This window comes from Pseudomonas sp. SWRI51, assembly GCF_014268825.1.
Classification (GTDB): Bacteria; Pseudomonadota; Gammaproteobacteria; order Pseudomonadales; family Pseudomonadaceae; genus Aquipseudomonas; species Aquipseudomonas farsensis.
Genome location: NZ_JABWRG010000078.1, coordinates 1 through 24,044, shown reverse-complemented (window position 1 = coordinate 24,044; position 24,044 = coordinate 1). Strand labels below are relative to the sequence as shown.

Genomic DNA, 24,044 nt, shown 5'->3' with positions numbered 1-24,044 from the left:
GCAGCCCTTTCGCGACACAAGGCCGCTCCTACACAATCAAAAGCGACTTGCCCGAAACCATAGAATCTCCCACAGGGCCCCCATGAACTAGAAGTCAGTGAATACCTGTGGGAGCTGGCGATAGCCTGCGATGGAGCCCTCCCGAGAGCAAATTACCCTGAAGCCGAAATCGATCAAGCAGGTGTGCCGCCCAACGCAATCGCGGGGCAAGCCCGCTCCCACAGGTACTGCAGAACAACTGGCCACAAAAAACCCCTTGAGGTATGACCTCAAGGGGTTTGAGCTTACGCCAGGTTTCTTGCGCTTAGACGTTGAAGCGGAAGTGCATCACGTCGCCATCTTTGACGATGTATTCCTTGCCTTCCAGGCGCCATTTACCGGCTTCCTTGGCGCCGCTCTCACCCTTGAACTGGATGAAGTCGTCATAGGCCACCACTTCGGCGCGGATGAAGCCTTTTTCGAAGTCGGTGTGGATCACGCCAGCGGCCTGCGGTGCGGTGGCACCGATGCGCACGGTCCAGGCGCGGACTTCCTGAACGCCGGCAGTGAAGTAGGTCTGCAGGTTCAGCAGCTCGTAGCCAGCGCGGATTACGCGGTTCAGGCCAGGCTCTTCCAGGCCCAGGGCCTCAAGGAACATGTCCTTCTCTTCACCGTCGTCCAGCTCGGCGATCTCGGCTTCGATCTTGTTGCACACCGGTACAACCACCGCGCCTTCTTCTTCGGCAATGGCCTTGACCACGTCCAGGTGCGGGTTGTTATCAAAGCCGTCTTCGGCGACGTTGGCGATGTACATGACCGGCTTGCTGGTCAGCAGGTGGAAGCCACGGATGACGGCTTTTTCGTCCTCAGCCATGTGCTTCATCAGGCTGCGCGCAGGCTTGCCTTCGGTGAAGTGCGGGATCAGCTTTTCCAGAATGGCCTTTTGCGCCAGGGCGTCTTTATCGCCGCCTTTGGCGTTGCGGGTGACTTTCTGCAGTTGCTTCTCGCAGCTGTCCAGGTCGGCGAAGATCAGTTCGAGGTCGATGATCTCGATGTCGCGCTTGGGGTCGACACTGTTGGAGACGTGGATCACGTTCTCGTCTTCGAAGCAGCGCACCACGTGGGCGATGGCGTCGGTTTCACGGATGTTGGCCAAAAACTTGTTGCCCAGGCCTTCACCTTTGGATGCACCGGCAACCAGGCCCGCAATGTCGACGAACTCCATGGTGGTCGGCAGGATGCGGTTTGGTTTGACGATCTCGGCCAGCGCCGCCAGGCGGGCGTCGGGCATCGGCACGATGCCGCTGTTCGGCTCGATGGTGCAGAAGGGGAAGTTCTCCGCCGCAATGCCGGACTTGGTCAGGGCGTTGAAGAGGGTGGACTTGCCGACGTTGGGCAGGCCGACGATGCCGCAGTTGAAACCCATGGGAATTCCCCTCGGTAGAGTGGTCAGGCCTTCTGGCTGTGCAGCTCGCGCATCGCCTTGGCGAAATCGCCAGCGAGCACATCCGGCAGCACGCCGAGGGCAAAATCGATGCTGGCGTCGAGCTTCTCCTGCTCGGCGCGCGGCGCGCGGCCCAGGACGAAGTTGGAGACCAGTTTGGCGTCGCCCGGGTGGCCAATGCCAAGCCGCAGGCGGTGGAAGTCGTTCTGGTTGCCGAGCTGCGCGATGATGTCGCGCAGGCCGTTATGCCCGCCATGGCCGCCGCCCTTCTTGAGCTTGGCGACGCCGGGGGGCAGGTCGAGTTCGTCGTGGGCCACCAGAATGGCGTCCGGTTTGATCCGGAAGAAATTCGCCAATGCCGCGACGGACTGGCCGCTGCGGTTCATGTAGGTGGTGGGGATCAACAGACGAACATCGTTGCCTTGATGGCTGAATTTTGCCGTCAGGCCGAAATACTTGCGATCAGCGGTCAAGCAGACGCGCTGGGCGCTGGCAATGCGCTCAACGAAAAGAGCCCCTGCGTTATGCCGGGTCTGTTCGTATTCGGGGCCGGGGTTACCCAGGCCAACGATCAACTGGATGGCGGTCACGTCAGGGGCTCTTCCTTGGAGTTGGTGGGTTACAGGGCGCGCGGCACTGTAACCCGGTCAACGCCGGCGTGCGAGTGGATTACTCGGCAGCGCCTTCTTCTGCTTCTGGTGCAACGCGTGGAGCGTGAACGTTGGCAACAGCCTTGTCATCACCGTGGGCCAGAGCGACGAACTCTACGCCTTTAGGCGCTTTGAGGTCCGACAGGTGGATGATGGTGCCGATTTCGGCCTTGGACAGGTCGACTTCGATGAACTCAGGCAGGTCTTTGGCTTCGCAGGAAACTTCGATCTGAGCTTCAACGTGCGAGATCTCGCCGCCTTTCTTGATCGGGGCTTCTTCGCCGACGAAGTGAACTGGAACCTGAGCGGTCAGTTTCTGGCCAGCAACGACGCGAATGAAGTCGGCGTGCATGATGAACTGCTTGGCTGGGTGACGCTGCATAGCCTTGACGATGACGTTTTGCTTGGTGCCGTCAACGTTCAGCTCGATAACGTGGCTGTAGGCAGCTTCGTTTTCGAACAGTTTGGCGAGTTCCTTGGCCAGAATGGTCACGGACTGGGCGTCTTTGTTGCCACCGTAAACAACGGCAGGCACGTTCAGCGAGTGACGCAGGCGGCGGCTCGCACCTTTCCCCAGGTCAGTACGCGCTTGGGCGTTCAGGGTAAAATCAGTCATTTTGTTTCTCCAAAATAGCCCCCCGAGGGCGTTTGCGACCAGCGCCGGACGGGGATGGCAAAAAAGCCCCGCCCCGGCAACAGGTGCCGGGGCGGGGCGCTTCATATCAACACGTGGTCCGCTTAGCGGAACATCGCACTGATCGATTCTTCATTGCTGATGCGACGCATCGCTTCAGCGACAACCGGTGCGATATCCAACTGGCGGATACGGTCACAGGCTTGAGCAGCGGCGGACAGCGGGATGGTGTTGGTCACCACCAGTTCGTCCAGTACCGACTTCTCGATGTTCTCGATCGCGCGGCCCGACAGAACAGGGTGCGTGCAGTAGGCGTAAACCTTGGCAGCGCCGTGTTCTTTCAAGGCTTTGGCCGCATGGCACAGGGTGCCGGCGGTGTCGACCATGTCGTCTACCAGGATGCAAGTGCGCCCTTCGACGTCGCCGATGATGTGCATAACCTCGGAGTGGTTAGCCTTCTCGCGGCGTTTGTCGATGATCCCGAGATCGACACCCAGGGACTTGGCAACGGCGCGTGCACGCACAACGCCACCGATGTCCGGGGAGACGATCATCAGGTTCTCGAAACGCTGGTCTTCGATATCGTCGACCAGTACGGGCGAGCCGTAGATGTTGTCGACAGGAATATCGAAGAAACCCTGGATCTGGTCAGCGTGCAGGTCGACGGTGAGAACACGGTCGATACCCACGACAGTGAGCATGTCAGCGACAACTTTGGCGCTGATGGCTACACGTGCCGAACGCGGACGGCGGTCCTGGCGGGCGTATCCGAAGTAGGGAATCACGGCGGTGATTCGGGATGCTGAGGAGCGGCGGAAGGCGTCGGCCATCACTACCAGTTCCATCAGGTTATCGTTGGTCGGGGCGCAGGTCGGCTGAATAATGAATACGTCTTTACCGCGGACATTTTCATTGATCTCAGTGCTGATTTCGCCGTCGGAGAACTTACCGACAGAGACGTCACCGAGAGGGATATGCAGCTGACGTACGACACGCCGAGCCAGATCGGGGTTAGCGTTCCCCGTAAAGACCATCATCTTGGACACGCGCAGTACCTGAAGGCTGAGGGTATACCTGGATGAGTATAGGAAAATGGCAGGGGCGGCTGGATTCGAACCAACGCATGGCAGGATCAAAACCTGCTGCCTTACCGCTTGGCGACGCCCCTGTATCTGTTGCTGCGAACTCTTATGAGCTCGACTTCTTGATCAGACTTTGCAGCTTGCGATGCAACATCGAAATATTGCTTCCTTTTGCCACAAACCCTGCTTGGGTCGCTGAAAGAAGGGCCAGAACTTTATCAGCTTCGGCTTTGCTTGGGAAGGCCCCAAACACGCAACTTCCAGTTCCGGTCATTCGTGCTTCGGTGTATTTACCCAGAGAATTCAGCGCATTGCGAACTTCTGGATACCGTTGCTCTACTACCGGTTGGCAGTCATTTCGACTGTTTCCCTCGGGAACGGGGCGCATCTTAAGGGGGAGGGAATCACGTGTCAACTCTGGATGCGAAAAAATTTCCGCTGTGCTGACAGACACTTGCGGGACCAGCACCACATACCATGGCTCGGCAGGATCGACCGGAGTCAGTTGCTCGCCCACGCCTTGGGCGAAAGCTGCGTGGCCGCGCACGAACACCGGTACATCGGCGCCAAGGGCCAGGCCCAAGGCTGCCAGGCGGTCTTCATCCCAGTCGAGCTGCCATAAATGCGCCAGGCCCAGCAGCGTGGTGGCAGCGTCCGAGCTGCCACCGCCGATGCCGCCGCCCATGGGCAGTACCTTGTGCAGCCAGATATCAGCCCCCAGGCTGGTGCCCGATTGCGCCTGTAGCAGGCGCGCGGCGCGCACGATCAGGTTGCTGTCGTGGGGGACGCCTTGAATGTCGCTGTGCAGGCAGATCTGCCCGTCTTCGCGCAGCGCGTAGCTCAGCTCGTCGCCATGGTCGAGAAACTGGAACACCGTTTCCAGCTCGTGGTAACCGTCGGCGCGCCGGCCGGTGATGTGCAACCACAGGTTGAGCTTGGCCGGGGCCGGCAGTACCAGTGTGTGCATGGAGTCAGTGCCCCAGCTGGCGGGGCTGCCAGTCCTTGACCACCAGGGTCACGTCGATGTTTTCGCCGTGCAGCTTCAGCCGCTCGGGCAGCCAGTAGCCGTTTTGCTCGGTGTAGCTCAGGTATTCCACTTGCCAGCCGTCCTGGGTCAGTGCGGCCAGGCGGCTGTCGCCGTCCAGGGTCAACTGGCTCTTGGTGTCCGGGGCGGGCAGGCCGCGCACCCACCACACCAGGTGCGAAATCGGCAGGCGCCAGCCAAGTTGTTCTTCAAGCAGCGCTTCTGGGTCGGCCGCTTCGAAGGTGCCTTGGTTGGCCACTTCCAGGGTCACGCCACCGGGGCGGCCGGTCAGGCGGGCGGCGCCACGGCCAAGCGGGCCGGCCAGGCGGATGTCGTAGTAGTCCTGGCGTTGCAGCCAGAACAGCGTGCCGCTGCCGGAATCGCGCGGGGCACGGATACCGACCTTGCCGCTGATCTGCCAGCCGTCGAGGGTGCTCAATTGCTGTTTGTGCTCGCGCCATTGTTGCGCGTTGCCCTGGCCGCGAACGGCTTCTTTGTTGCCCAAGCCTGCACAACCGGCCAGCAGGGCGATGAGGGTGAGGGTAATGCAATGACGCAGCAGCATGGTTTACAGGCTCTCGGATCCGGTCAGGCGCAACAGGGTCTTGCGCAGGATGGGGCTGTCAGGCTGGGCTTCGAAACCCTTGGCCCAGATCTGCCGGGCTTCGCGGCGCTTGCCGTTGGCCCACAGAACTTCGCCCAGGTGGGATGCCACTTCGTGGTCAGGGAAACGCTCGAACGCCTGGCGCAGCAGGCGCTCGGCTTCATCGAGCTTGCCCATGCGGTAGTTGACCCAGCCCAGGCTGTCGAGCACGGCAGGGTCATCCGGGGTCAGCTGGTACGCCTTGTCGATCAATGCCTTGGCTTCGGCGTAACGGCTGGTGCGGTCGGCCAGGGTGTAACCCAGGGCGTTGAGCGCCATGGCGTTTTCTGGCTCGCGGGTGATGATCGCGCGCAGGTCTTTTTCCATTTGCGGCAAATCGTCGCGTTTTTCGGCGAGCATGGCGCGGGTATAGAGCAGGTTCAGGTCGTCCGGGTAGCGTTTGGTTGCCTGTTGCAGCAGCAGATCGGCCTCATCTTCCTTGCCATTGTTACCCAGGCTTTCTGCCTCGATCAGGTACAACTGGATGGCGTAGTCGGGCTGCGCTTCGCGGGCTTCGGCAAGCAGGCGCGAGGCTTCGGAACTGCGGCCATTGGCAATCAGAATGTCGGCCTGGCGCAGTTGCGCAGGCAGGTAATCCGGGCCGGTGCCGACCAGCGCGTATTCACGCAGGGCGGCAGCGGGCAAGCCGCGCTCTTCGCGCAGGCGGCCCAGGTTGAAGTGCGCGGCATCGACGTTGGCGTCGCGCTCGACCAGCTCTTGCAGATAACCTTCGGCTTCATCCCAGTGCTTGGTTTCCAGGCACACCAGGGCTAGCGAATAGCGGATTTCGTCGTCTTCGGGGTACTGCTGCAGCAGGCTTTCGAACTCGGCCTTGGCGTCGTCGATGCGGTCCTGCTCAACCAGGGTGCGCGCGTAGGTCAGGCGCAGGCGCTTGTCATCGGGGTTGTCGCGGATGGCGCCGCGCAGCAGCGGCAGGGCCTCGGGGCCACGGTTCAGGGTTTGCAGCAGGCGCGCGCGCAGCAGCACCGGGGCGATTTCGCCATTTTGCGGCGGGTGCGCTTCAAGCAGGTCGAGCGCCTGTTGCGGCTTTTCGTCCTGGTTGAGCAGCAGCGCCTTGCCGAACACCAGTTGGCTGTTCTCGGGGTACTTGACCAGCAGGCGATCGAAGCTCTGCATCAAGCCGTCGCGGGTGCTCTGGTCGGTTTCGGCCGCCGACAGGGCGAGGAAGTCGAAATGCGTGTCGCCCTGGCCTTGCAGGACCTTTTCCATGTAGGCCATGGAATCGTCGTAGCGCCCGGCGCGGGCCAGCTGGATGGCTGCGGCGCGCTGGGCGTCGAGGTTCTGTGGGTCGTTGCGTGCCCAGATGAGCGCGGTGTCCAGGGCCGGCTCGTCGGCGCCCAGGTACTCGGCAATGCGGTAGGCGCGCTCGGAAACACCAGGGTCCTGGGTTTTTTCGGCCTGGTCTGCGTAGTTGGCCAGGGCGATATCGAAGCGGTTGCGCTGGCCGGCCAGCTCGGCAACCAACAGGCTGTAGAGCGTGTCCTGCTTGAACGATCCGTACTCCATGGGCTTGTCTGCGTGCTTGCCGGCGTCGGCAGCGGGCGACTGGGCGTCCGTCTTCGGCGCCAGGCTCTGGCAGCCTTGAAGCAGGGCGAGGGTAAGCAGCAATGCGTAGGATTTGTTCATAGAAGGCTTTTGAGGGCTTAAACCGGCGGTCGGAGCATGATGACACAAGCGTGGAGGCAAACCCACCCACGCAGCGTGTGGTTGAATGCGACCTTTTTGGCAGGGGGAGGTTCCTGTATCGACGGGGGCTGAAACCATCCTTCATGGGGTTGCTGGCCACTCGGTATCACGACAATAGCGAACGGTGGTTGTTCTGGAACCTGCGAAGTAGGACAATTATCGGCTTCACGTCCCCACCAGCGATCTTGCATGGCCTTTCTTGCACTTGGTATCAACCATAAGACTGCCTCGGTAGACGTACGCGAGCGCGTGGCGTTTACCCCAGAGCAACTGGTCGACGCCCTGCAGCAGCTCTGCCGACTGACCGCCAGCCGCGAGGCTGCGATCCTGTCCACCTGCAACCGCAGCGAGCTATATATAGAGCAGGACCAGCTCGGCGCCGATGCGGTGCTGCAGTGGCTGGCTGACTATCACCAGCTCAGCCTCGAGGAGCTGCGCGCCAGCGCCTACATCCACGAGGAGCACGAGGCGGTCAAACACATGATGCGGGTCGCCTCCGGGCTCGACTCGCTGGTGCTTGGCGAGCCGCAGATCCTCGGCCAGATGAAGTCGGCCTACGCCGTTGCCCGCGAGGCTGGCACTGTCGGGCCGCTGCTCGGGCGCCTGTTCCAGGCGACGTTCAGCGCTGCCAAGCAGGTGCGCACCGATACCGCCATCGGCGAGAACCCGGTGTCGGTGGCGTTCGCCGCCGTGAGCCTGGCCAAGCAGATATTCTCTGACCTGGGGCGCAGCCAGGCGTTGCTGATCGGTGCTGGCGAAACCATCACCCTGGTTGCCCGCCACCTGCACGAGCAGGGCGTGCGCCGCATTGTCGTGGCCAACCGCACCCTTGAGCGCGCCAGCATGCTCGCCGAGCAGTTCGGCGCCCACGCCGTATTGCTGTCGGAAATCCCCCAGGAGCTGGTGCACAGCGACATCGTCATCAGTTCCACCGCCAGCCAGTTGCCGATTCTGGGCAAGGGCGCGGTGGAAAGCGCGCTGAAGCAGCGCCGGCACAAGCCGATCTTCATGGTCGACATCGCCGTGCCGCGGGATATCGAGCCGCAGGTCGGCGAGCTCGACGACGTTTACCTGTACACCGTCGACGACCTGCACGAAGTCGTCGCCGAGAACCTCAAGAGCCGCCAGGGCGCCGCGCAAGCTGCCGAAGAGCTGGTCTCGGCCGGCGCCGACGATTTCATGGTGCGCCTGCGCGAGCTGGCGGCGGTCGATGTGCTCAAGGCTTATCGCCAGCAAAGCGAGCGTCTGCGCGACGAAGAACTGCAAAAGGCCCTGCGTTCGCTGGGCAATGGCAGCAACCCCGAGGACGTGCTCATGCAACTGGCCCGGGGCCTGACCAACAAGCTGCTGCACGCCCCCAGCGTGCAGCTGAAAAAGCTCTCAGCCGAAGGCCGCGTCGATGCGCTGGCCATGGCCCAGGAGCTGTTTGCCCTCCACGAGGGCTCGACGGACAAAACCCCGCAATGAAAGCGTCGCTGCTGAACAAACTGGATACCCTCCAGGACCGCTTCGAGGAACTCACCGCGCTGCTGGGTGATGCCGAAGTCATTTCCGACCAGACCCGCTTTCGCGCCTATTCCCGCGAATACGCCGAAGTCGAGCCGGTAGTCGCCGCCTATAAAGAGTGGCGCAAGGTGCAGGACGACCTGGAGGGCGCCCAGGCGCTGCTCAAGGACGCCGACCCCGATATGCGCGAGATGGCCGTCGACGAGGTGCGCGACGCCAAGGAGCAACTGGTGGGCCTTGAGTCGCAACTGCAACGCATGCTGCTGCCCAAGGACCCCAATGACGGGCGTAACGTGTTCCTTGAAATCCGTGCAGGTACGGGCGGCGACGAGGCGGCGATCTTCTCCGGTGACCTGTTCCGCATGTACTCGCGCTATGCCGAAAAACGCGGCTGGCGCCTGGAGATCCTCTCGGAAAACGAGGGCGAGCACGGCGGCTACAAGGAAATCATTGCCCGCGTCGAAGGCGACAGCGTGTACGGCAAGCTCAAGTTCGAGTCCGGCGCCCACCGCGTCCAGCGTGTGCCCGAGACCGAATCGCAGGGCCGCATCCACACCTCGGCGTGTACCGTGGCGGTGCTGGCCGAACCTGACGAGCAGGTCGCCATCGAGATCAACCCGTCCGACCTGCGTGTGGATACCTACCGCGCATCGGGTGCCGGTGGTCAGCATATCAACAAGACCGACTCGGCAATCCGCATTACCCACTTGCCGACCGGTATCGTGGTGGAGTGCCAGGAAGAGCGTTCGCAGCACAAGAACCGTGCCCGCGCCATGTCCTGGCTGTCGGCCAAACTCAACGACATCCAGACCAGCGCTGCGCAAAGCGCCATCGCCAGCGAGCGCAAGTTGCTGGTGGGGTCCGGTGATCGCTCCGAGCGCATCCGCACCTACAATTATCCACAGGGCCGGGTTACCGACCACCGCATCAACCTCACGCTCTATTGCCTGGATGAGGTGCTCGCCGGTGGCGTGGATGCGGTAATCGAACCGCTGCTGGCCGAATACCAGGCCGATCAGTTGGCCGCCCTGGGGGACTGACATGACCATCATCGCCAGCCTGCTGCGCAATGCGCAGTTGCCTGAATCGCCAAGCGAGCGCCTGGACGCCGAGCTGCTGCTGGCAGCCGCCTTGGGCAAGTCGCGCAGTTACCTGCATACCTGGCCCGAGCGCATCGTCAGCAGCGAGGCGGCCGAGACCTATTCGGCGTTTCTGGCGCGCCGCCGCGCGGGCGAGCCGGTGGCGTATATCCTCGGCCAGCAGGGCTTCTGGAAGCTCGACCTGGAAGTGGCACCGCACACCTTGATCCCGCGCCCGGACACCGAGCTGCTGGTTGAAACCGCACTCGAACTGCTGCCGGCCAAGCCTGCACGGGTGCTTGACCTTGGCACCGGCACGGGCGCCATCGCCCTGGCCCTGGCCAACGAATGCCCGGCCTGGCAGGTCACCGCCGTGGACCGCATCGACGAGGCCGTGGCCCTGGCCGAGCGCAATCGCCAGCGCCTCGGGCTGGATAATGTGCAGGTGCTTGGCAGCCACTGGTTTGCGGCGCTGGCCGGTGAGTGTTTTGACCTGATTCTGAGCAACCCCCCGTACATTCGCGCGGCCGACCCGCACCTGGTCGAAGGCGACGTGCGTTTCGAGCCCAGCAGCGCCCTGGTAGCTGGCGAAGACGGCCTGGATGACCTGCGCGTCATCGTCGCCCAAGCGCCGCAGCATCTGCTGCCCGGTGGCTGGCTGCTGCTCGAGCATGGTTACGACCAGGCCGCTGCCGTGCGCGAGTTGCTGGTGGCCAGCGGCTTCAACGACGTTGCCAGCCGCATTGACCTTGGCGGCCATGAACGCATCAGCCTGGGGCGCCGCCCATGCTGAGCGACCAGGAGCTGCTGCGCTACAGCCGGCAGATCCTGCTGTCGCAGGTCGATATCGACGGCCAGCTGAAACTCAAACAGGCCAAGGCTCTGGTGGTCGGCCTCGGCGGGCTTGGCTCGCCGGTGGCGCTGTACCTGGCCGCCGCTGGGGTGGGCGCGCTGCATCTGGCCGACTTCGACACGGTCGACCTGACCAACCTGCAACGCCAGGTCATTCATGACAGCGCAAGCGTTGGTATGAGCAAGGTCGATTCGGCCATCCAGCGCTTGCAGGCGATCAACCCCGAAGTCGCCCTTGTGGCCCACCGCCAGGCGCTGGATGACGACACCCTCGCTGCCGCCGTGGCGGCGGTGGATGTGGTGCTGGACTGCTCGGACAACTTCACTACCCGCGAAGCGGTCAATGCTGCCTGCGTCGACGCTGGCAAGCCGTTGGTCAGCGGCGCGGCGATCCGCCTCGAAGGCCAGCTTTCGGTGTTCGACACCCGCCGTGACAACAGCCCTTGCTACCACTGCCTGTACGGCCATGGCAGCGAGGCCGAGCTGACCTGCAGCGAGGCTGGCGTACTCGGCCCGTTGGTTGGCCTGGTGGGTAGCCTGCAGGCGCTCGAAGCCATAAAGCTGTTGGCAGGTTTTGGCGAGCCGCTGGTCGGGCGCTTGCTGTTGATCGATGCCCTCAGCACGCGCATGCGCGAGTTGCGGGTCAAGCGCGACCCCGCCTGCGCCGTGTGCGCCAGCCGCCATGGCTGAAGCCTCGGCGCCAGTGGGCGTGATGGATTCGGGCGTTGGCGGGTTGTCGGTGCTGGCCGAAATCCAGCGCTTGCTGCCCAACGAATCGTTGCTCTATGTGGCCGACAGCGGGCATGTACCCTACGGCGAGAAATCCCCAGACTACATTCGCCAGCGCCTGCGCCACATCGCCGGGTTTTTCCATGAGCAAGGTGCCAAGGCGATGGTGCTGGCCTGCAACACCGCAACAGTGGCAGCGGTGGCTGACCTGCGCGAACTCTACCCGGACTGGCCGCTGGTAGGCATGGAGCCTGCGGTAAAGCCTGCAGCCGCCGCGACCCGCTCTGGCGTGGTCGGCGTGCTGGCCACCACCGGTACGTTGCAGAGCGCCAAGTTCGCCGCCTTGCTCGACCGTTTTGCCAATGACGTGCAGGTGATCACCCAGCCCTGCCCGGGCCTGGTGGAGTGCATCGAGCGTGGCGACCTGGCGAGCCCGGCCCTGCGCCACTTGCTGGCAGGTTACGTTCAGCCCCTGCTGGCAGCCGGTTGTGACACCTTGATTCTGGGCTGCACCCACTACCCCTTCCTGCGCCCGCTACTGGCCGAGCTGGTGCCTGGCGATGTCGCCATCATCGATACCGGCGCCGCCGTGGCCCGCCAACTGCAACGCCTGCTTGGCGCCCGTGAACTGCTCGCTGAAGGCCCGGCGCAGGGCACGCGGTTCTGGAGTAGTGGCGACCCCGCCATGCTGAAAAAAGTGCTGCCACTGCTGTGGCACCAATCCCGCGGCGTGCAACGCTTCGAAATGTAAAAAAAGCGTGAAAATTCGTTGGAACTATCGTTCCACCGCTGGTTTCTATCCTTCAGCCTGCATGGCAGGCCAGCACTGACAACAACAGCGCAATGAAGGGTGTTTCCAATGAACAAGCTGTGCACTTTGGCGGCCTTTGCCGCGCTTTCACTAGGGCAGGTCATAACGGCTCAGGCGGCGGATGTTTCGCTGTCGGTGGGCCAGACCGGTGACTCCACCATGGTCTACCGGTTGGGGCTGCAATCGAACTGGGACGCCAGTTGGTGGCAGACCAGTGTCGGGCGTGTGACCGGCTATTGGGATGGGGCCTATACGTATTGGGATGGCGACGAGACTGCCAGCAACCACAGCCTTTCGTTTGCGCCGGTGTTCGTCTACGAGTTTGCCGGGGACTCGGTCAAACCGTATATCGAGGCGGGTATCGGGGTTGCGGCGTTTTCCAGTACCCAGCTTGAGAGCAACGAGCTGGGGTCGTCGTTCCAGTTCGAGGACCGCATCGGTTTCGGCTTGCGCTTTGCGGGCGGGCAGGAGATTGGCGTGCGGGCGATTCACTACTCCAACGCCGGCATCAAGCAGCCTAACGATGGCGTCGAGAGTTACGCGCTGCACTACCGTATGCCGCTGTAAGGCTTGTGGTTTTAGCCGCCTGCACCGGCCTCATCGCAGGCTGGCGCCAGCTCCCACAGGGAACGCGACAGCTGCTATTGCTACATGGGTGCCTGGCTCAATTCCTGTGGGAGATCACCCAGCCCTTCCGGGCTGCGCTGTCGCGCAGAGAACTGGGCCCCGCGATGCGATGTTGGCAGTGCTATCGCTATCGCGGGGCAAGCCCGCTCCCACGTTTCGATGTAAATCAGTCAGTTAGCGTTTGTTCTATGAGAGCTGGCGCCAGCCTGAGATGAGGCCGGTGCAGGCTGGCGCAAAACCATGGAATTCCCCGCAAAGGAGCTTACGTGGAGCTGGCCTGCTGCGGCAGCGGCCAAAGCTGGTCCGGGCGGAGCACTTCCAGCACCAACTCCGCCTGCCGCATTTGCAGACGCTCCAACAGCTGCGCGGCTGCCTGCTCGGCGGTCCAGTCTTCGGGTATCGCCAAGGGCAGGGGGCTATGCAGCGGCTGTGGCGCCACGATGGTCAGGTCGATGCCAAGCTGCTTCAGCGCACTGCGCTGCTCATGCAGCCAGTGCGTCAAACTGTTGCTGGCTGAGGCTGGCTGGGTAGGGTGTGACAGTTGCTGTGCGCTATGGCGGCTGAGCACCACCATTACCTGCGGGCGCTCGCCTTTGGCCAGCAACGGCAGTGCTTGAGCCAGGCTCTGTTTGCAGGCCTCGAAATTGCTGAGCGCGATGGCTTCGAAAAGCTGACTCTGGGGGGGATCATCAGCCATGTGATCACAACCGCCGGCGTTGACCAGTAGCGTGTCCAGCGCTCCCCAGGCTTGCTGCAGAACCAAGCCAGGCTCGGCGGCTTGCAGCCCCCCGGCCAGGCTCAGAAAGCGGCTCGAGTACTGGAGTTGAAGTGTTTCAAGCGGGCGGATTTCCTTGCCGCTGGCGGCCACCAGATGCCCGTTTTCGAGCGCCTGATGCACCAATGCCAAACCCAATCCGTTGGTTGCCCCCGTAATCCATAAACGGCGACTATCAAACAAGGTCTTGTCCTCTATTACTGTCAGCCGGACAAGCCTTTGAACGCTTGCAGTGCCCGCTGACGACTGCTGCCAAGATCGACTATTGGACTTAAGTAGCGTGTTGTAGCAAAAAGATCGGCAGATTTCACCGGGAGGTGAATCATTTTGTCACTTATGCCCTGCAATTCGGGCAACCAGTGCCGAATGAAAGCTCCCTTCGGATCGAAGCGCTGCGACTGCGTTACGGGGTTGAAGATGCGGAAGTAAGGTACCGAGTCGGTGCCCGTCGAGGCGCTCCACTGCCAACCGCCGTTGTTGGCGGCCAGGTCGCCGTCGATCAAATGCCGCATGAAGTGCCGCTCGCCTTCGCGCCAGTCGATCAGCAGGTTCTTGCTGAGGAACATCGCCACGATCATGCGCAGCCGGTTGTGCATCCAGCCGGTGTGCAGCAACTGGCGCATGGCGGCGTCGATCAGCGGGAAGCCGGTGCGGCCCTCTTTCCAGGCTTGCAGGTCGTCCGGTGCATTGCGCCACGGCAGCGCTTCGGTGTGCTCGCGGAACGCACGGTGGCGCGAGACCTGTGGATAACCCACCAGGATGTGTTTGTAGAACTCGCGCCAAAGCAGTTCGCTGACCCACGTTTGCACCCCGGCGTTGCCACTGTCGAATTCGCCGCGGTTGCTGGCCAGCGCCGCGTGCAGGCACTGGCGCGGGGAGATCACGCCTGCGGCCAGGTACGCCGAAAGCTCACTGGTCCCGGCCGTGGCCGGCAGATCGCGCTGTTGCACGTAGTCTTCGATGCGCTCATCGACAAACTGCGCCAAGCGCCGCTGGGCTTCCTGCTCGCCGGCTGGCCAATGCTCACGCTGCGCCTCGGTGGTGCCTTCGAAACCTTCGATGTGGTCGGGGATCGGATCACTGGCGATGGCCAGCTGCGCTTGCTGCTGCGGGCTATGGGCGTAGGCAGGCAGGCTGCGGTGCAGGTGCTCCAGGCACACCCGCTTGAATTGGCCGAACACCTGAAAATACTGGCCGGTGCGGGTAAGGATGCTGCCGGGCTTGAACAACAACTGGTCGAGGTAGCCGTGGTGGCCAATGCCGCAGGCGTCGAGCTGCGCGGCGGTGGCCTGGTCGCGCAGGGTTTCGTTGACGCCGTACTCGTCATTCCAGTGCACGGCCTCCACCTGGTGCTCACGGCATACGTCGACCACGGTTTGCGGCACTTGCGCCCAGGTGTCGGTATGGCGAACCAGCAATGGAATGTTCAGCGCCTGTAGCGCGGCCTGCAGCGCGCGCAGGTTGCGCAGCCAGAAATCGACCTTGCATGGCGCATCATCATGGGCCTGCCATTGGCCGGGGCTGGCGACCCACAGGGCAATGGTCGGGCCACGCTGGCAGGCGGCGGCAAGGGCGGTGTTGTCGTCGACGCGCAGGTCGCTGCGCAGCCAGATCAATTGCATGGGGAGGCGAGCCTTGGGGTCAGGGGTGCTGAAGGCAGCGCAGGGCCGCCTGAGGGCTGTCGAACAGCTGGGTGTCGGGCAGGGCCATATTCTGCAACTCGGCCTGGTGCAGGCTCAGCGTCGAGCCGCCAAGCAGCTTGCGCGTCGGGATGTCGGCAAGGCTGCGGGTCCAGGCGGCAAGGTCTGGGCGCCGGCCCAAGTGCAACAGCAGCGCGCGCGGCTGTAGCAGCTCCACCGCCTGGCGCAATTGGCGCGGCTCAACCGGCCATTCCAGAATTTCCAGCGGCTGGCCGTTGCTGCTCAGCAGCCAGGCACACAGCCAGAACTCGGCATCGAACGGCGCGTCGTCGGTGCGTGCCAACAGCACACAAGGGCCGGGCAACGAGTGGCTGTCGTGGTACACGCGGGCGCCGAGCTTGCTGCGCAGCCAGGTGTGGAAGAACGCCTGTTCCAGGCGTGCGTCAAAATGCGACTGCCAGCGCCGCGACAGCGTGTCGAGCAACGGCATCAGCAAGTGTTCGCACACGGTGACTGCCGGGTACAACGCCATCGCCTGGTTCAGCAACTGGTCGAGCGGGCGCTGTGCCAGGCGGCCAATGGCGTCGATCAACTGGGTGATGCGCTCGCCCCATTCGCCTTCGACTTCGGTGGTTGTGTCGCTGGCGTTGTCCAGCAACTCGCGCACCTTGCTGATGGCCGCGCCACGTTCCAGCCAGCGCAGCGCTGCCTGCACGCGCTCGACCTGGTCTTGTGGATACAGTCGATGGCCCTTGGCGGTGCGCTGGGGCTTGATCAGGCCATAACGGCGCTCCCAGGCGCGCAGGGTGACGGGGTTTACACCGGTAAGGCGGGCCACCTCGCCAATGGGCAGCAGTTCATCAGATTGCATTACGTAGTCCAAGGTTCTCGGGGTGAGGCTGCAGGTAGGCCTGCTGCATCAAGTAAGGGTCGGGGTGATGACGCAGATGATGCTTGAGCAGCGTCATTGGCACCACCAGTGGCACTATGCCGTGTTGGTACTGATTGATCACCTGCTTGAGTTCGGCTTTGTCGGCCTGACCTAGGCCGTCGCGCAGATAACCGCTCAAGTGCTGCAGCACATTGCCATGGGTGCCACGGCTGGCGCAGCGGCGCAGGGCCTGCATCAGCTGGCTGAAGTAGCGCGTGCCGATCTGCTGCGGGTCATCGTCGCGGGTCATGCTGCCCAGCAGCTTGCCGATACTGCGATAGGCCTGCGGATTGTGCGCCATCAACAGGTACTTGTAGCGCGAATGAAAGCGCACCAGCGCCCCGCGGCTCAAGCCCTCGCGCAGCAATTGCTGCCAGTCGGCGTAGGCGTACACCCGGCTGATGAAGTTTTCGCGCAGTACCGGGTCGTGCAAGCGGCCTTCTTCTTCGACCGGCAGGTCCGGGCGGCTGGCGCAGAACGCCTGGGCATAGGCACCGCGTGCGCCTTGTGCGGCAGGGTAGCCGTTGTCTTGATAAACCTTGACCCGCTCCAGGCCGCAGGAGGGGGATTTTTGCATGAACACATAGCCGCAGATGTCGCCGAGTTCGTCAGCCATACGCTCGCCATAGGCGCGCAGCGGGGCGGTAAAGTCGGCGCTGGCGTCGCGGGTGCCGGTTACGGTGGGGTTTTCGGGGTCGCCTACCAGGCGGATCGGTTCGCGAGGGATGCCCAGGCCAATGGCCACTTCCGGGCAGACGGGCACCCAGTCGAAGTGCTCGCCGAGCAGTTCATGGCAGAGCTCGGAGTTCTTGTGGCCGGCATTGAAACGCACGTCCATGCCGGTCAGGCAGGCACTGATGGCCAGGCGTGGCTTGCGGCGTGCTGGGGATAGGTTCATTGCGCCCTCCGAAATAGGCTTGTACAAAATTCATTTGCTGTACAAGCCTATTCCAGCACAAAACCAAACTTATACAAACAATAATTTTTGTACAAGCGGGCCCGCGTTTACTCCATGTGCTCCAGTAGACGCCGCGCGGCCTCCTGGCCGCTTAGCCAGGCGCCCTCCACCCGGCCTGACAGGCACCAGTCACCGCAGGCGTACAAGCCCTGGTCGGCGTCAGCCAGGGCGCCCCATTCATGATTGCCGGCCGGCCGCGCATACAGCCAGCGGTGGGCGATGGTGAAGGCTGGAGTAGGCACCACGCAGCCGATCAGCTCGGCGAATTCGCCGCCCAGTTGCTCGATCACCTCTTCCTTGGAGAGGTCCAGATGCTGCCGGCTCCAGTTGGAGGTGGCATGCAGCACCCAGGTGTCGAGTTGCTCGTCGCGACCGGGCTTGCTGCGGTTGCGTGCCAGCCAGTCAAGCGGGCTGTCTTGCACGAAGCAGCCCTGCATCGGGGTCTGCAATGGGGTCTCGAACGCCAGCGCGATCGCCCAGGTGGGTTCCATTTGCACGCCTGCTGCTACCGCCGCAAGCTTGGGGGTGGCAGCCAGCAGTTGTGTGGCCTGAGGTGCCGGCACCGCAATCACCACCCGGCTGAACGGGCCATGGCTGGTGCCGTCGGTGTCCTGCAGGTGCCAATACTGCTTGCCGCGAAACACCTCGGCGATACGGCAGCCGAAGTTGACCGTCACGTCATTGAGCAGGCCGCGGGTGATGGCGCTCATGCGCGGCACGCCAACCCAACGTACCTGTTCGTCTGGCGAAGGGGTAAGCTCACCGTCGCGATAGTTGTACAGCTGTGGTTTCCACTGCTCGGCCCAGCCGGCAGCGACCCACTGTTGTACTTGCTCGACGAAGCGCCGGTCGCGGGCGGTAAAGTACTGTGCGCCGAGGTCCAGGGCGCCGGCTTCGCTACGCTTGCTGGCCATGCGCCCGCCACTGCCGTGGCCTTTGTCGAACAAATGAACGGTATGCCCGGCCTTCTGCAGGGCCTGGGCGGCGGACAGGCCGGCGATACCGGCCCCGATGATGGCAATAGGTACAGTCATGATGGCCTCTTCGAACCTTGCTGTGTGCAGCCTACGCTGCCCGGCAAACCTGTACAATGCGTAAAATCTGTATAAGGTTATTCCGCTCGATAAATGCAGGTTCGCCTATGGTTTATCCGAGAGCGTTCGGTCAAAAAAGTGCCTTGATCTTAAAAATAGACCACGGCCGCCAACTGTGAGGACACAGCCATGCATATATTGCTGACCGGCGGTACCGGGCTGATCGGCCGCCACCTGTGCCAATTGTGGCGCGGGCAGGGCCATCGCCTGACCGTCTGGAGCCGCAACCCCGAACAGGTCGCCAAGCTTTGCGGCAGCGACGTGCGCGGCATTGCGCGTCTGGACGAAATTGCCGATGACGACACCTTGGATGCGGTGGTCAACCTGGCCGGCGCGCCCATCGCCGACCGGCACTGGACTGCCGCGCGGCGCACCTTGCTGTGGGCCAGCCGCATCACCCTGACCGAGCAACTGCTGAGCTGGCTTGGGCGCCGGGAACAGCGCCCGGCCGTGCTGGTTTCGGGCTCTGCTGTGGGCTGGTACGGCGATGGCGGCGAGCGCGAATTGACCGAGGCCTCGCCACCGGTCAAGGAAGATTTTGCCAGCCAGTTGTGTATCGCCTGGGAAGAAACCGCCAGCCGCGCCCAAGCGCTGGGCATTCGCGTGGTGCTGGTGCGCACCGGGTTGGTATTGGCAGCCGATGGCGGCTTTTTGTCGCGCCTGCGCCTGCCCTACAAACTCGGCCTCGGCGGGCCGCTGGGCGACGGCAGGCAGTGGATGCCGTGGGTGCACATCGACGATCAGATCGCCCTGATTGATTTTCTGTTGCAGCACAACGACGCCAGCGGTCCCTATAATGCCTGCGCGCCGGAGCCGGTGCGCAACCGCGAGTTTGCCAAATGCCTGGGCCGTGCGTTGCATCGGCCCGCCTGCCTGCCGGTGCCCAAGCTGTTGCTCAAGGCTGGGCTCGGCGAGTTGTCGACGCTGCTGCTGGGTGGCCAGCGCGCGCGCCCCGAGCGGCTGCTGGCGGCAGGCTTCACCTTCCGCTTCAACGATTTGCAATCGGCCCTGGACGACTTGTCCAGCCGCCTCTGACATAGGACGCTGCATGACCGATCACGCCCTGCTGCTGGTCAACCTGGGCTCGCCGGCCTCCACTTCGGTGGCCGATGTGCGCAGTTACCTGAACCAGTTCCTGATGGACCCGTACGTCGTCGACCTGCCTTGGCCGCTGCGCCGCCTGCTGGTATCGCTGATCCTGATCAAGCGCCCCGAGCAGTCGGCCCACGCCTACGCCTCGATCTGGTGGGACGAAGGCTCGCCGCTGGTGGTGTTGACCCGCAGGCTCCAGGCCGCGATGCAGCCGCACTGGCCCCACGGGCCTGTGGAAATTGCCATGCGCTACGGCCAGCCGGCGCTGCCAGAGGTTCTCGAGCGCCTGGCTGCCCAAGGCGTGCGCCAGGTGACGTTGGCGCCGCTGTATCCGCAGTTCGCCGACAGCACCGTCACCACCGTGGTCGAGCAGGCCAGGCAGACCATTGCCGAGCGCAACCTGCCGTTGCAGACCCGCTTGCTGCAGCCGTTCTACGATCACCCTGAATACATCGACGCCCTGGCCGCCAGTGCGCGGCCCTACCTGGAGCAGGGTTTCGACCACCTGTTGCTGAGTTTCCACGGCTTGCCTGAGCGCCATGTGAAAAAGCTCATCCGCGGCGAAAAACACGACCTGCGCGCCGCCGACTGCTGCGCCGATGCCAGCGCCGAAGTGCGTGCGGTGTGCTATCGCGGCCAATGCCTGGCCAGCGCCAAGGCGTTTGCGCAGAAAATGGGCATCCCGGATGGCAAGTGGTCGGTGTCGTTCCAATCGCGCCTTGGGCGTGACAAGTGGATCGAACCCTATACCGAGACGCGCCTGGACGAACTGGGCAAGGCCGGGGTGAAGAAGCTGCTGGTAATGTGCCCGGCGTTCGTTGCCGACTGCATCGAGACGCTCGAAGAGATCGGCATGCGCGGTAGCGAGCAGTTCATCGAAGCGGGCGGCCAGGAGTTGGTGCTGGTGCCCTGCCTGAACGATCACCCAGAATGGGTGCGGGTGCTGGCGGGGATGTGCGAAAACGTTTGAAACCGGGCAACCTGGCTAAGCGGTCTTTGTGAGAACAGCGGCGGCGTGGGAGGTTCTGTGGTTTTGTGCAGGCCTGCGATGAGGCTGGTGCAGGCTGGCACATAACGGGAGTCAGTTATTCAGCGTTACGCCATCAAGGCAGTTGGTCGTCCAGCTTGTTGTTCTTCCAGCTGTCGTTGCCAGGCAGCACCAGGTTCAGGGCAATGGCCACTACCGCGCACAGCGCGATGCCTTTCAGGCCCCAGTCGTCCGGGCCGTCGCCGCTGCCGATCAGCACGCCACCGATACCGAACACCAAGGTCACCGACACGATCACCAGGTTGCGCGCCTCGGCCAGGTCGATCTTGTGGCGGATCATGGTATTCATCCCCACTGCTGCGATCGAGCCGAACAGCAGGCACAGGATGCCGCCCATCACCGGCACCGGGATGCTCTGCAACAGGGCGCCGAACTTGCCGATGAACGCCAGGGTGATGGCGAACACCGCCGCCCAGGTCATGATCTTCGGGTTGTAGTTCTTGGTCAGCATCACCGCGCCGGTCACTTCGGCATAGGTGGTGTTGGGCGGGCCGCCGAACAGGCCGGCTGCGGTGGTGGCCAGGCCATCACCGAGCAGCGTGCGATGCAGGCCAGGCTTTTTCAGGTAGTCACGGCCGGTCACGCTGCCCACCGCAATTACCCCGCCGATGTGCTCGATTGCCGGCGCCAGGGCCACCGGAACAATGAACAGAATCGCCTGCCAGTTGAACTCGGGCGCAGTGAAATTGGGCAGTTCAAGCCACGGTGCTGCAGCGATCCTGGCAGTGTCGACCACGCCAAAGGCGAACGACAGGGCAAAGCCCACCAGCACCCCGGAGATGATCGGCACCAGGCGGAAAATACCTTTGCCGAACACCGCCACCACCAAGGTGGTCAGCAGGGCCGGCATGGAGATCAGCATGGCGGTCTTGTACGGCATCAGCGCCGCGCCGTCAGCACCTTTGCCCATGGCCATGTTGGCGGCAATCGGCGCCATGGCCAGGCCAATGGAGATGATGACCGGGCCGATGACCACCGGCGGCAGCATGCGGTCGATGAAGCCTGTCCCTTTGATCTTCACCATCAAACCCATGAAGGTGTAGACAAAGCCTGCGGCCATCACCCCACCCATGGTCGCGGCCAGGCCGAACTGGCCTTTGGCGAGAATGATCGGGGTTATGAAGGCAAAGCTCGACGCCAGGAATACCGGGACCTGACGGCCGGTGACCAGTTGGAACAGCAAGGTGCCGATGCCTGCGGTGAACAGGGCGACGTTGGGGTCCAGGCCGGTAATCAGCGGCATCAGCACCAGCGCGCCAAATGCCACGAAGAGCATCTGCGCGCCCGAAACGACCTGGCGCCAGAGCGGGTCGTTGAAGCCGTCCTGCATGGTCAGGCGTCCTTCTGCTTGGTGCCGAAGATCTTGTCACCCGCATCGCCCAGGCCCGGCACGATGTAGCCGTGCTCGTTCAGGCGCTGGTCGATGGACGCGGTGTAGATTTGTACGTCCGGGTGCGCCCGGGTGAGCGCGTCGATGCCTTCCGGGGCGGCGACCAGCACCATGGCGCGGATTTCCTTGCAGCCGGCTTTTTTCAGCAGGTCGATGGTGGCGACCATAGAGGCGCCGGTGGCCAGCATCGGGTCGATGATCAGGGCCAGGCGCTGGTTGATGTCGGGGGCGAGCTTTTCCAGGTAGGTGTGCGCTTCGAGGGTTTCCTCGTTGCGGGCCACGCCGACGGCGCTGACCTTGGCACCCGGGATCAGGCTGAGGACGCCGTCGAGCATGCCGATACCGGCGCGCAGAATAGGCACCACGGTGATCTTCTTGCCGGCGATTTTCTCGACTTGTACCTTGCCGCACCAGCCGTCGATTTCGTAGTTTTCGAGCGGCAGGTCCTGGGTGGCTTCATAAGTCAGCAGCGCGCCGACTTCCTGGGCGAGTTCGCGAAAATTCTTGGTGCTGATATCGGCGCGGCGCATAAGGCCGAGCTTGTGGCGGATCAGCGGATGGCGGATCTCACGAATAGGCATGGGGGGCTCCGGAAGGCGGGCAAAAAAACCGCGCTAGATTAATCTATTCAGTCTTTGCTGTCGTGCAGTCATTGTGCACGTTAGTCCAGAAAGGCTTGATCTGGGCCGAGCGGATGCGTACCTTTGCCCGCTTTTCCAAACTGCACCCCCTGGAGAGCGCCATGTCCGCCGATCTAGAGCACATCCGTCAAGTGATGCACGAGGCTGACTGCCTTTACACCGAAGCTCAGGTCGAGGCGGCCATCGCCGAGGTCGGCGAGCAGATCAGCGCCGACCTTCACGACAAGAACCCCGTGGTGTTCTGTGTGATGAACGGCGGCTTGATCTTCGCCGGCAAGCTGCTCACGCATTTGCAGTTCCCGCTCGAAGCCTCGTACCTGCACGCTACCCGCTACCGCAACCAGACCAGCGGCGGCGAGCTGTTCTGGAAGGCCAAGCCTGAGGTTTCGTTCATCGACCGCGACGTGCTGATCGTCGATGACATTCTCGACGAGGGCCACACCCTCAGCGCCATCATCGAGTTCTGCAAGCACGCCGGCGCCCGTTCGGTGCACACCGCAGTGCTGATCGACAAGGACCACGATCGCAAGGCCAGCCCGGGCCTGAAGGCCAACTATGCCGGCCTGCCGTGCATCGACCGTTATATCTTCGGCTACGGGATGGACTACAAAGGCTACTGGCGCAACGCCAATGGCATCTTCGCCGTCAAAGGCCTGTAACGCTGCCTCGCGCATGCCGCCACCGCCGGCGGCGGCATGCAATCAGCCCTATAGCGGCAAACCCACCATGCTAGAGTGCCTCCTCATGCCAAGGAGCCTCACATGCGCGCGATTTTCCCTCTGCTGCTGGCGCTGAGCCTGCCACTCTCTGCGGCCCCGCTGCACAGCCAGTTCCTGCCCGCTGATGACCTGTCGTTGCGCCAGGAAGCACCGACCGCCCAGCAACTGCTGCAAGTCACCGACTATTCGGTCGTGGTTGGCACCCAGCGCCAGTCCGACCAGCAGCCGATCCCGATCACCGCATCGTTGCAGATGCGCCTGAAGGGCAAGCCGATGAACAAGGGCGCCACCATCAATCAGGTGTTGCTCAACTTCGATGGTGAGGGTGGCAAGAGCCTGAAAAAGCCGGTCTACGACGACAAGACGCGCACCCTGACGCTCAACTACCCCATGGCTGACTACCGGGTAATCATGGACCTGCTGCGCAACGAAACCCTGTATGTGCAGTTTCTGAGCTACCCCAACGGCCACATCTGGGCCGACCTGCACACCGGCACCGTACGTACGCGTTGAGGCCCGAGGCGGGCGAGGGGTACACTGCCGGCCTTCGAAATTCCGTGATGATTCAGTGGGAGCCGGCGATGCGTAAAGACAAGAAACAAATAATTGGCGATGAAATCAGCGACGACTACATCAAGGCGTTTCTGCAATTCGAGCCAGCCGATGGCGTGACTTCGCCATCGCATCACAAGCTGATCAAAGCCTACCGTGGGCTGCGTATCGACGACTTCGAGCGCTTTGTCGGCTTCTTCGTCGAGGCGGGCTTCGATGTCGATGGCAAGGATGAGCACGGCAAGACCTTCGCCGAAGTGATCGCCGACCAGCGCACCGCGCCGGACTACATCGAGATCATCGACAAGGCCCGCGGCTGATTGACCTGAGCAGTTTGATGGTTTTGTACAACCCTGTTCCCGCCAGACATATCTCCTTGTGGCGAGCGGGCTTGCCCCGCGTTGGGCTGCGCAGCAGCCCCTTGGGTTTTCAGGGCT

The 24,044-nt window shown here is 62.9% G+C and carries 25 protein-coding genes and 1 tRNA gene; 11 read left to right on the top strand and 15 right to left on the bottom strand.

The window, feature by feature from the left end:
• Positions 1-304: 304 nt before the first annotated feature.
• The 8 genes from ychF to HU720_RS18760 form a co-directional block, all read right to left on the bottom strand.
• Entirely contained in the window at positions 305-1,405 is a 1,101-nt protein-coding gene (gene ychF, locus HU720_RS18795) for a redox-regulated ATPase YchF (RefSeq protein ID WP_186521629.1), read from the bottom strand.
• A 23-nt stretch (positions 1,406-1,428) separates the two neighbouring features.
• Positions 1,429-2,013, bottom strand: a complete 585-nt coding sequence (gene pth, locus HU720_RS18790; RefSeq protein WP_186521627.1) for an aminoacyl-tRNA hydrolase — start codon at positions 2,011-2,013, stop codon at positions 1,429-1,431.
• Positions 2,014-2,092: 79 nt separating this feature from the next.
• Positions 2,093-2,689 carry a 50S ribosomal protein L25/general stress protein Ctc gene (locus HU720_RS18785; protein WP_186521625.1) on the bottom strand — a complete coding sequence of 199 codons (597 nt, stop codon included), beginning with the start codon at positions 2,687-2,689 and terminating at the stop codon, positions 2,093-2,095.
• A 122-nt stretch (positions 2,690-2,811) separates the two neighbouring features.
• Positions 2,812-3,753, bottom strand: a complete 942-nt coding sequence (locus HU720_RS18780; protein WP_186521623.1) for a ribose-phosphate pyrophosphokinase — start codon at positions 3,751-3,753, stop codon at positions 2,812-2,814.
• Positions 3,754-3,800: 47 nt separating this feature from the next.
• A tRNA-Gln gene (locus HU720_RS18775) sits at positions 3,801-3,875 on the bottom strand.
• A 20-nt stretch (positions 3,876-3,895) separates the two neighbouring features.
• Positions 3,896-4,756 carry a 4-(cytidine 5'-diphospho)-2-C-methyl-D-erythritol kinase gene (gene ispE, locus HU720_RS18770; protein ID WP_186521621.1) on the bottom strand — a complete coding sequence of 287 codons (861 nt, stop codon included), beginning with the start codon at positions 4,754-4,756 and terminating at the stop codon, positions 3,896-3,898.
• Positions 4,757-4,760: 4 nt separating this feature from the next.
• The gene (gene lolB, locus HU720_RS18765; protein WP_186521619.1) at positions 4,761-5,378 is read right to left on the bottom strand and encodes a lipoprotein insertase outer membrane protein LolB; all 618 of its coding nucleotides are present in this window, start codon (positions 5,376-5,378) and stop codon (positions 4,761-4,763) included.
• 3 nt (positions 5,379-5,381) lie between these two features.
• Positions 5,382-7,103, bottom strand: a complete 1,722-nt coding sequence (locus HU720_RS18760) for a tetratricopeptide repeat protein (RefSeq protein ID WP_186521617.1) — start codon at positions 7,101-7,103, stop codon at positions 5,382-5,384.
• Positions 7,104-7,352: 249 nt separating this feature from the next.
• Between HU720_RS18760 and hemA the strand changes: the two genes are divergently transcribed.
• From hemA to HU720_RS18730, 6 genes are all read left to right on the top strand, one after another.
• A complete protein-coding gene (hemA, locus tag HU720_RS18755) occupies positions 7,353-8,630 on the top strand; it encodes a glutamyl-tRNA reductase (RefSeq protein WP_186521615.1) in 1,278 nt (425 codons plus the stop codon).
• Complete coding sequence (prfA, locus tag HU720_RS18750) at positions 8,627-9,709, top strand: peptide chain release factor 1 (protein ID WP_186521613.1); 1,083 nt, start codon at positions 8,627-8,629, stop codon at positions 9,707-9,709. The genes hemA and prfA overlap by 4 nt, the downstream gene beginning before the upstream one ends.
• 1 nt (position 9,710) lies before the next feature.
• Positions 9,711-10,541 carry a peptide chain release factor N(5)-glutamine methyltransferase gene (prmC, locus tag HU720_RS18745; protein WP_186521611.1) on the top strand — a complete coding sequence of 277 codons (831 nt, stop codon included), beginning with the start codon at positions 9,711-9,713 and terminating at the stop codon, positions 10,539-10,541.
• The gene (locus tag HU720_RS18740) at positions 10,535-11,290 is read left to right on the top strand and encodes a molybdopterin-synthase adenylyltransferase MoeB (protein ID WP_186521604.1); all 756 of its coding nucleotides are present in this window, start codon (positions 10,535-10,537) and stop codon (positions 11,288-11,290) included. Before prmC ends, HU720_RS18740 begins: the two co-directional genes overlap by 7 nt.
• Positions 11,283-12,080: a glutamate racemase gene (murI, locus tag HU720_RS18735; RefSeq protein WP_186521603.1), complete on the top strand. Its 798-nt coding sequence runs from the start codon at positions 11,283-11,285 to the stop codon at positions 12,078-12,080. Before HU720_RS18740 ends, murI begins: the two co-directional genes overlap by 8 nt.
• 108 nt (positions 12,081-12,188) lie before the next feature.
• Positions 12,189-12,707, top strand: coding sequence for an acyloxyacyl hydrolase (locus HU720_RS18730; protein ID WP_186521602.1), 519 nt, complete (start codon positions 12,189-12,191; stop codon positions 12,705-12,707).
• 322 nt (positions 12,708-13,029) lie between these two features.
• Here HU720_RS18730 and HU720_RS18725 read toward each other — a convergent pair whose 3' ends face one another.
• From HU720_RS18725 to HU720_RS18705, 5 genes are all read right to left on the bottom strand, one after another.
• Entirely contained in the window at positions 13,030-13,725 is a 696-nt protein-coding gene (locus HU720_RS18725; protein ID WP_186521601.1) for an SDR family NAD(P)-dependent oxidoreductase, read from the bottom strand.
• Positions 13,726-13,745: 20 nt separating this feature from the next.
• The gene (phrB, locus tag HU720_RS18720) at positions 13,746-15,164 is read right to left on the bottom strand and encodes a deoxyribodipyrimidine photo-lyase (protein WP_186521600.1); all 1,419 of its coding nucleotides are present in this window, start codon (positions 15,162-15,164) and stop codon (positions 13,746-13,748) included.
• A 19-nt stretch (positions 15,165-15,183) separates the two neighbouring features.
• Positions 15,184-16,053 carry a MerR family transcriptional regulator gene (locus tag HU720_RS18715; protein ID WP_186521599.1) on the bottom strand — a complete coding sequence of 290 codons (870 nt, stop codon included), beginning with the start codon at positions 16,051-16,053 and terminating at the stop codon, positions 15,184-15,186.
• Positions 16,043-17,011: a DUF523 and DUF1722 domain-containing protein gene (locus tag HU720_RS18710; RefSeq protein WP_186521597.1), complete on the bottom strand. Its 969-nt coding sequence runs from the start codon at positions 17,009-17,011 to the stop codon at positions 16,043-16,045. Before HU720_RS18710 ends, HU720_RS18715 begins: the two co-directional genes overlap by 11 nt.
• A 107-nt stretch (positions 17,012-17,118) precedes the next feature.
• Positions 17,119-18,105, bottom strand: coding sequence for an NAD(P)/FAD-dependent oxidoreductase (locus HU720_RS18705; RefSeq protein WP_186521595.1), 987 nt, complete (start codon positions 18,103-18,105; stop codon positions 17,119-17,121).
• Positions 18,106-18,294: 189 nt separating this feature from the next.
• Between HU720_RS18705 and HU720_RS18700 the strand changes: the two genes are divergently transcribed.
• Both HU720_RS18700 and hemH read left to right on the top strand, forming a co-directional pair.
• Positions 18,295-19,200, top strand: a complete 906-nt coding sequence (locus tag HU720_RS18700) for a TIGR01777 family oxidoreductase (protein ID WP_186521593.1) — start codon at positions 18,295-18,297, stop codon at positions 19,198-19,200.
• A 13-nt stretch (positions 19,201-19,213) separates the two neighbouring features.
• A complete protein-coding gene (gene hemH, locus HU720_RS18695; RefSeq protein WP_186521591.1) occupies positions 19,214-20,227 on the top strand; it encodes a ferrochelatase in 1,014 nt (337 codons plus the stop codon).
• Between the two features lie 133 nt (positions 20,228-20,360).
• Here the strand turns inward: hemH and HU720_RS18690 are convergent, their stop codons facing one another.
• Positions 20,361-21,635 carry a uracil-xanthine permease family protein gene (locus HU720_RS18690; RefSeq protein WP_186521590.1) on the bottom strand — a complete coding sequence of 425 codons (1,275 nt, stop codon included), beginning with the start codon at positions 21,633-21,635 and terminating at the stop codon, positions 20,361-20,363.
• A gap of 2 nt (positions 21,636-21,637) precedes the next feature.
• Complete coding sequence (gene upp, locus HU720_RS18685; RefSeq protein ID WP_186521589.1) at positions 21,638-22,276, bottom strand: uracil phosphoribosyltransferase; 639 nt, start codon at positions 22,274-22,276, stop codon at positions 21,638-21,640.
• Between the two features lie 161 nt (positions 22,277-22,437).
• On the opposite strand from upp, the gene HU720_RS18680 reads away from it, so the two are divergent.
• The 3 genes from HU720_RS18680 (at position 22,438) to HU720_RS18670 (ending at position 23,927) form a co-directional block, all read left to right on the top strand.
• The gene (locus HU720_RS18680; RefSeq protein ID WP_186521588.1) at positions 22,438-22,995 is read left to right on the top strand and encodes a hypoxanthine-guanine phosphoribosyltransferase; all 558 of its coding nucleotides are present in this window, start codon (positions 22,438-22,440) and stop codon (positions 22,993-22,995) included.
• Positions 22,996-23,097: 102 nt separating this feature from the next.
• Complete coding sequence (locus HU720_RS18675) at positions 23,098-23,568, top strand: hypothetical protein (RefSeq protein ID WP_186521587.1); 471 nt, start codon at positions 23,098-23,100, stop codon at positions 23,566-23,568.
• A 68-nt stretch (positions 23,569-23,636) separates the two neighbouring features.
• The gene (locus HU720_RS18670; protein WP_186521586.1) at positions 23,637-23,927 is read left to right on the top strand and encodes a PA4642 family protein; all 291 of its coding nucleotides are present in this window, start codon (positions 23,637-23,639) and stop codon (positions 23,925-23,927) included.
• The last annotated feature ends 117 nt before the right edge of the window (positions 23,928-24,044 follow it).

Bases quoted from the DNA above. Each gene is read 5' to 3' on its own strand.
- HU720_RS18715 (WP_186521599.1), bottom strand. From the start codon at position 16,053: ATGCAATCTGATGAACTGCTGCCCATTGGCGAGGTGGCCCGCCTTACC.
- prfA (WP_186521613.1), top strand. From the start codon at position 8,627: ATGAAAGCGTCGCTGCTGAACAAACTGGATACCCTCCAGGACCGCTTC.
- hemA (WP_186521615.1), top strand. From the start codon at position 7,353: ATGGCCTTTCTTGCACTTGGTATCAACCATAAGACTGCCTCGGTAGAC.
- prmC (WP_186521611.1), top strand. From the start codon at position 9,711: ATGACCATCATCGCCAGCCTGCTGCGCAATGCGCAGTTGCCTGAATCG.
- HU720_RS18730 (WP_186521602.1), top strand. From the start codon at position 12,189: ATGAACAAGCTGTGCACTTTGGCGGCCTTTGCCGCGCTTTCACTAGGG.
- murI (WP_186521603.1), top strand. From the start codon at position 11,283: ATGGCTGAAGCCTCGGCGCCAGTGGGCGTGATGGATTCGGGCGTTGGC.
- upp (WP_186521589.1), bottom strand. From the start codon at position 22,276: ATGCCTATTCGTGAGATCCGCCATCCGCTGATCCGCCACAAGCTCGGC.
- HU720_RS18705 (WP_186521595.1), bottom strand. From the start codon at position 18,105: ATGACTGTACCTATTGCCATCATCGGGGCCGGTATCGCCGGCCTGTCC.
- lolB (WP_186521619.1), bottom strand. From the start codon at position 5,378: ATGCTGCTGCGTCATTGCATTACCCTCACCCTCATCGCCCTGCTGGCC.
- HU720_RS18680 (WP_186521588.1), top strand. From the start codon at position 22,438: ATGTCCGCCGATCTAGAGCACATCCGTCAAGTGATGCACGAGGCTGAC.
- ychF (WP_186521629.1), bottom strand. From the start codon at position 1,405: ATGGGTTTCAACTGCGGCATCGTCGGCCTGCCCAACGTCGGCAAGTCC.
- phrB (WP_186521600.1), bottom strand. From the start codon at position 15,164: ATGCAATTGATCTGGCTGCGCAGCGACCTGCGCGTCGACGACAACACC.
- hemH (WP_186521591.1), top strand. From the start codon at position 19,214: ATGACCGATCACGCCCTGCTGCTGGTCAACCTGGGCTCGCCGGCCTCC.
- HU720_RS18690 (WP_186521590.1), bottom strand. From the start codon at position 21,635: ATGCAGGACGGCTTCAACGACCCGCTCTGGCGCCAGGTCGTTTCGGGC.
- HU720_RS18670 (WP_186521586.1), top strand. From the start codon at position 23,637: ATGCGTAAAGACAAGAAACAAATAATTGGCGATGAAATCAGCGACGAC.
- HU720_RS18675 (WP_186521587.1), top strand. From the start codon at position 23,098: ATGCGCGCGATTTTCCCTCTGCTGCTGGCGCTGAGCCTGCCACTCTCT.
- ispE (WP_186521621.1), bottom strand. From the start codon at position 4,756: ATGCACACACTGGTACTGCCGGCCCCGGCCAAGCTCAACCTGTGGTTG.
- HU720_RS18740 (WP_186521604.1), top strand. From the start codon at position 10,535: ATGCTGAGCGACCAGGAGCTGCTGCGCTACAGCCGGCAGATCCTGCTG.
- HU720_RS18700 (WP_186521593.1), top strand. From the start codon at position 18,295: ATGCATATATTGCTGACCGGCGGTACCGGGCTGATCGGCCGCCACCTG.
- HU720_RS18760 (WP_186521617.1), bottom strand. From the start codon at position 7,103: ATGAACAAATCCTACGCATTGCTGCTTACCCTCGCCCTGCTTCAAGGC.
- HU720_RS18710 (WP_186521597.1), bottom strand. From the start codon at position 17,011: ATGAACCTATCCCCAGCACGCCGCAAGCCACGCCTGGCCATCAGTGCC.
- HU720_RS18785 (WP_186521625.1), bottom strand. From the start codon at position 2,689: ATGACTGATTTTACCCTGAACGCCCAAGCGCGTACTGACCTGGGGAAA.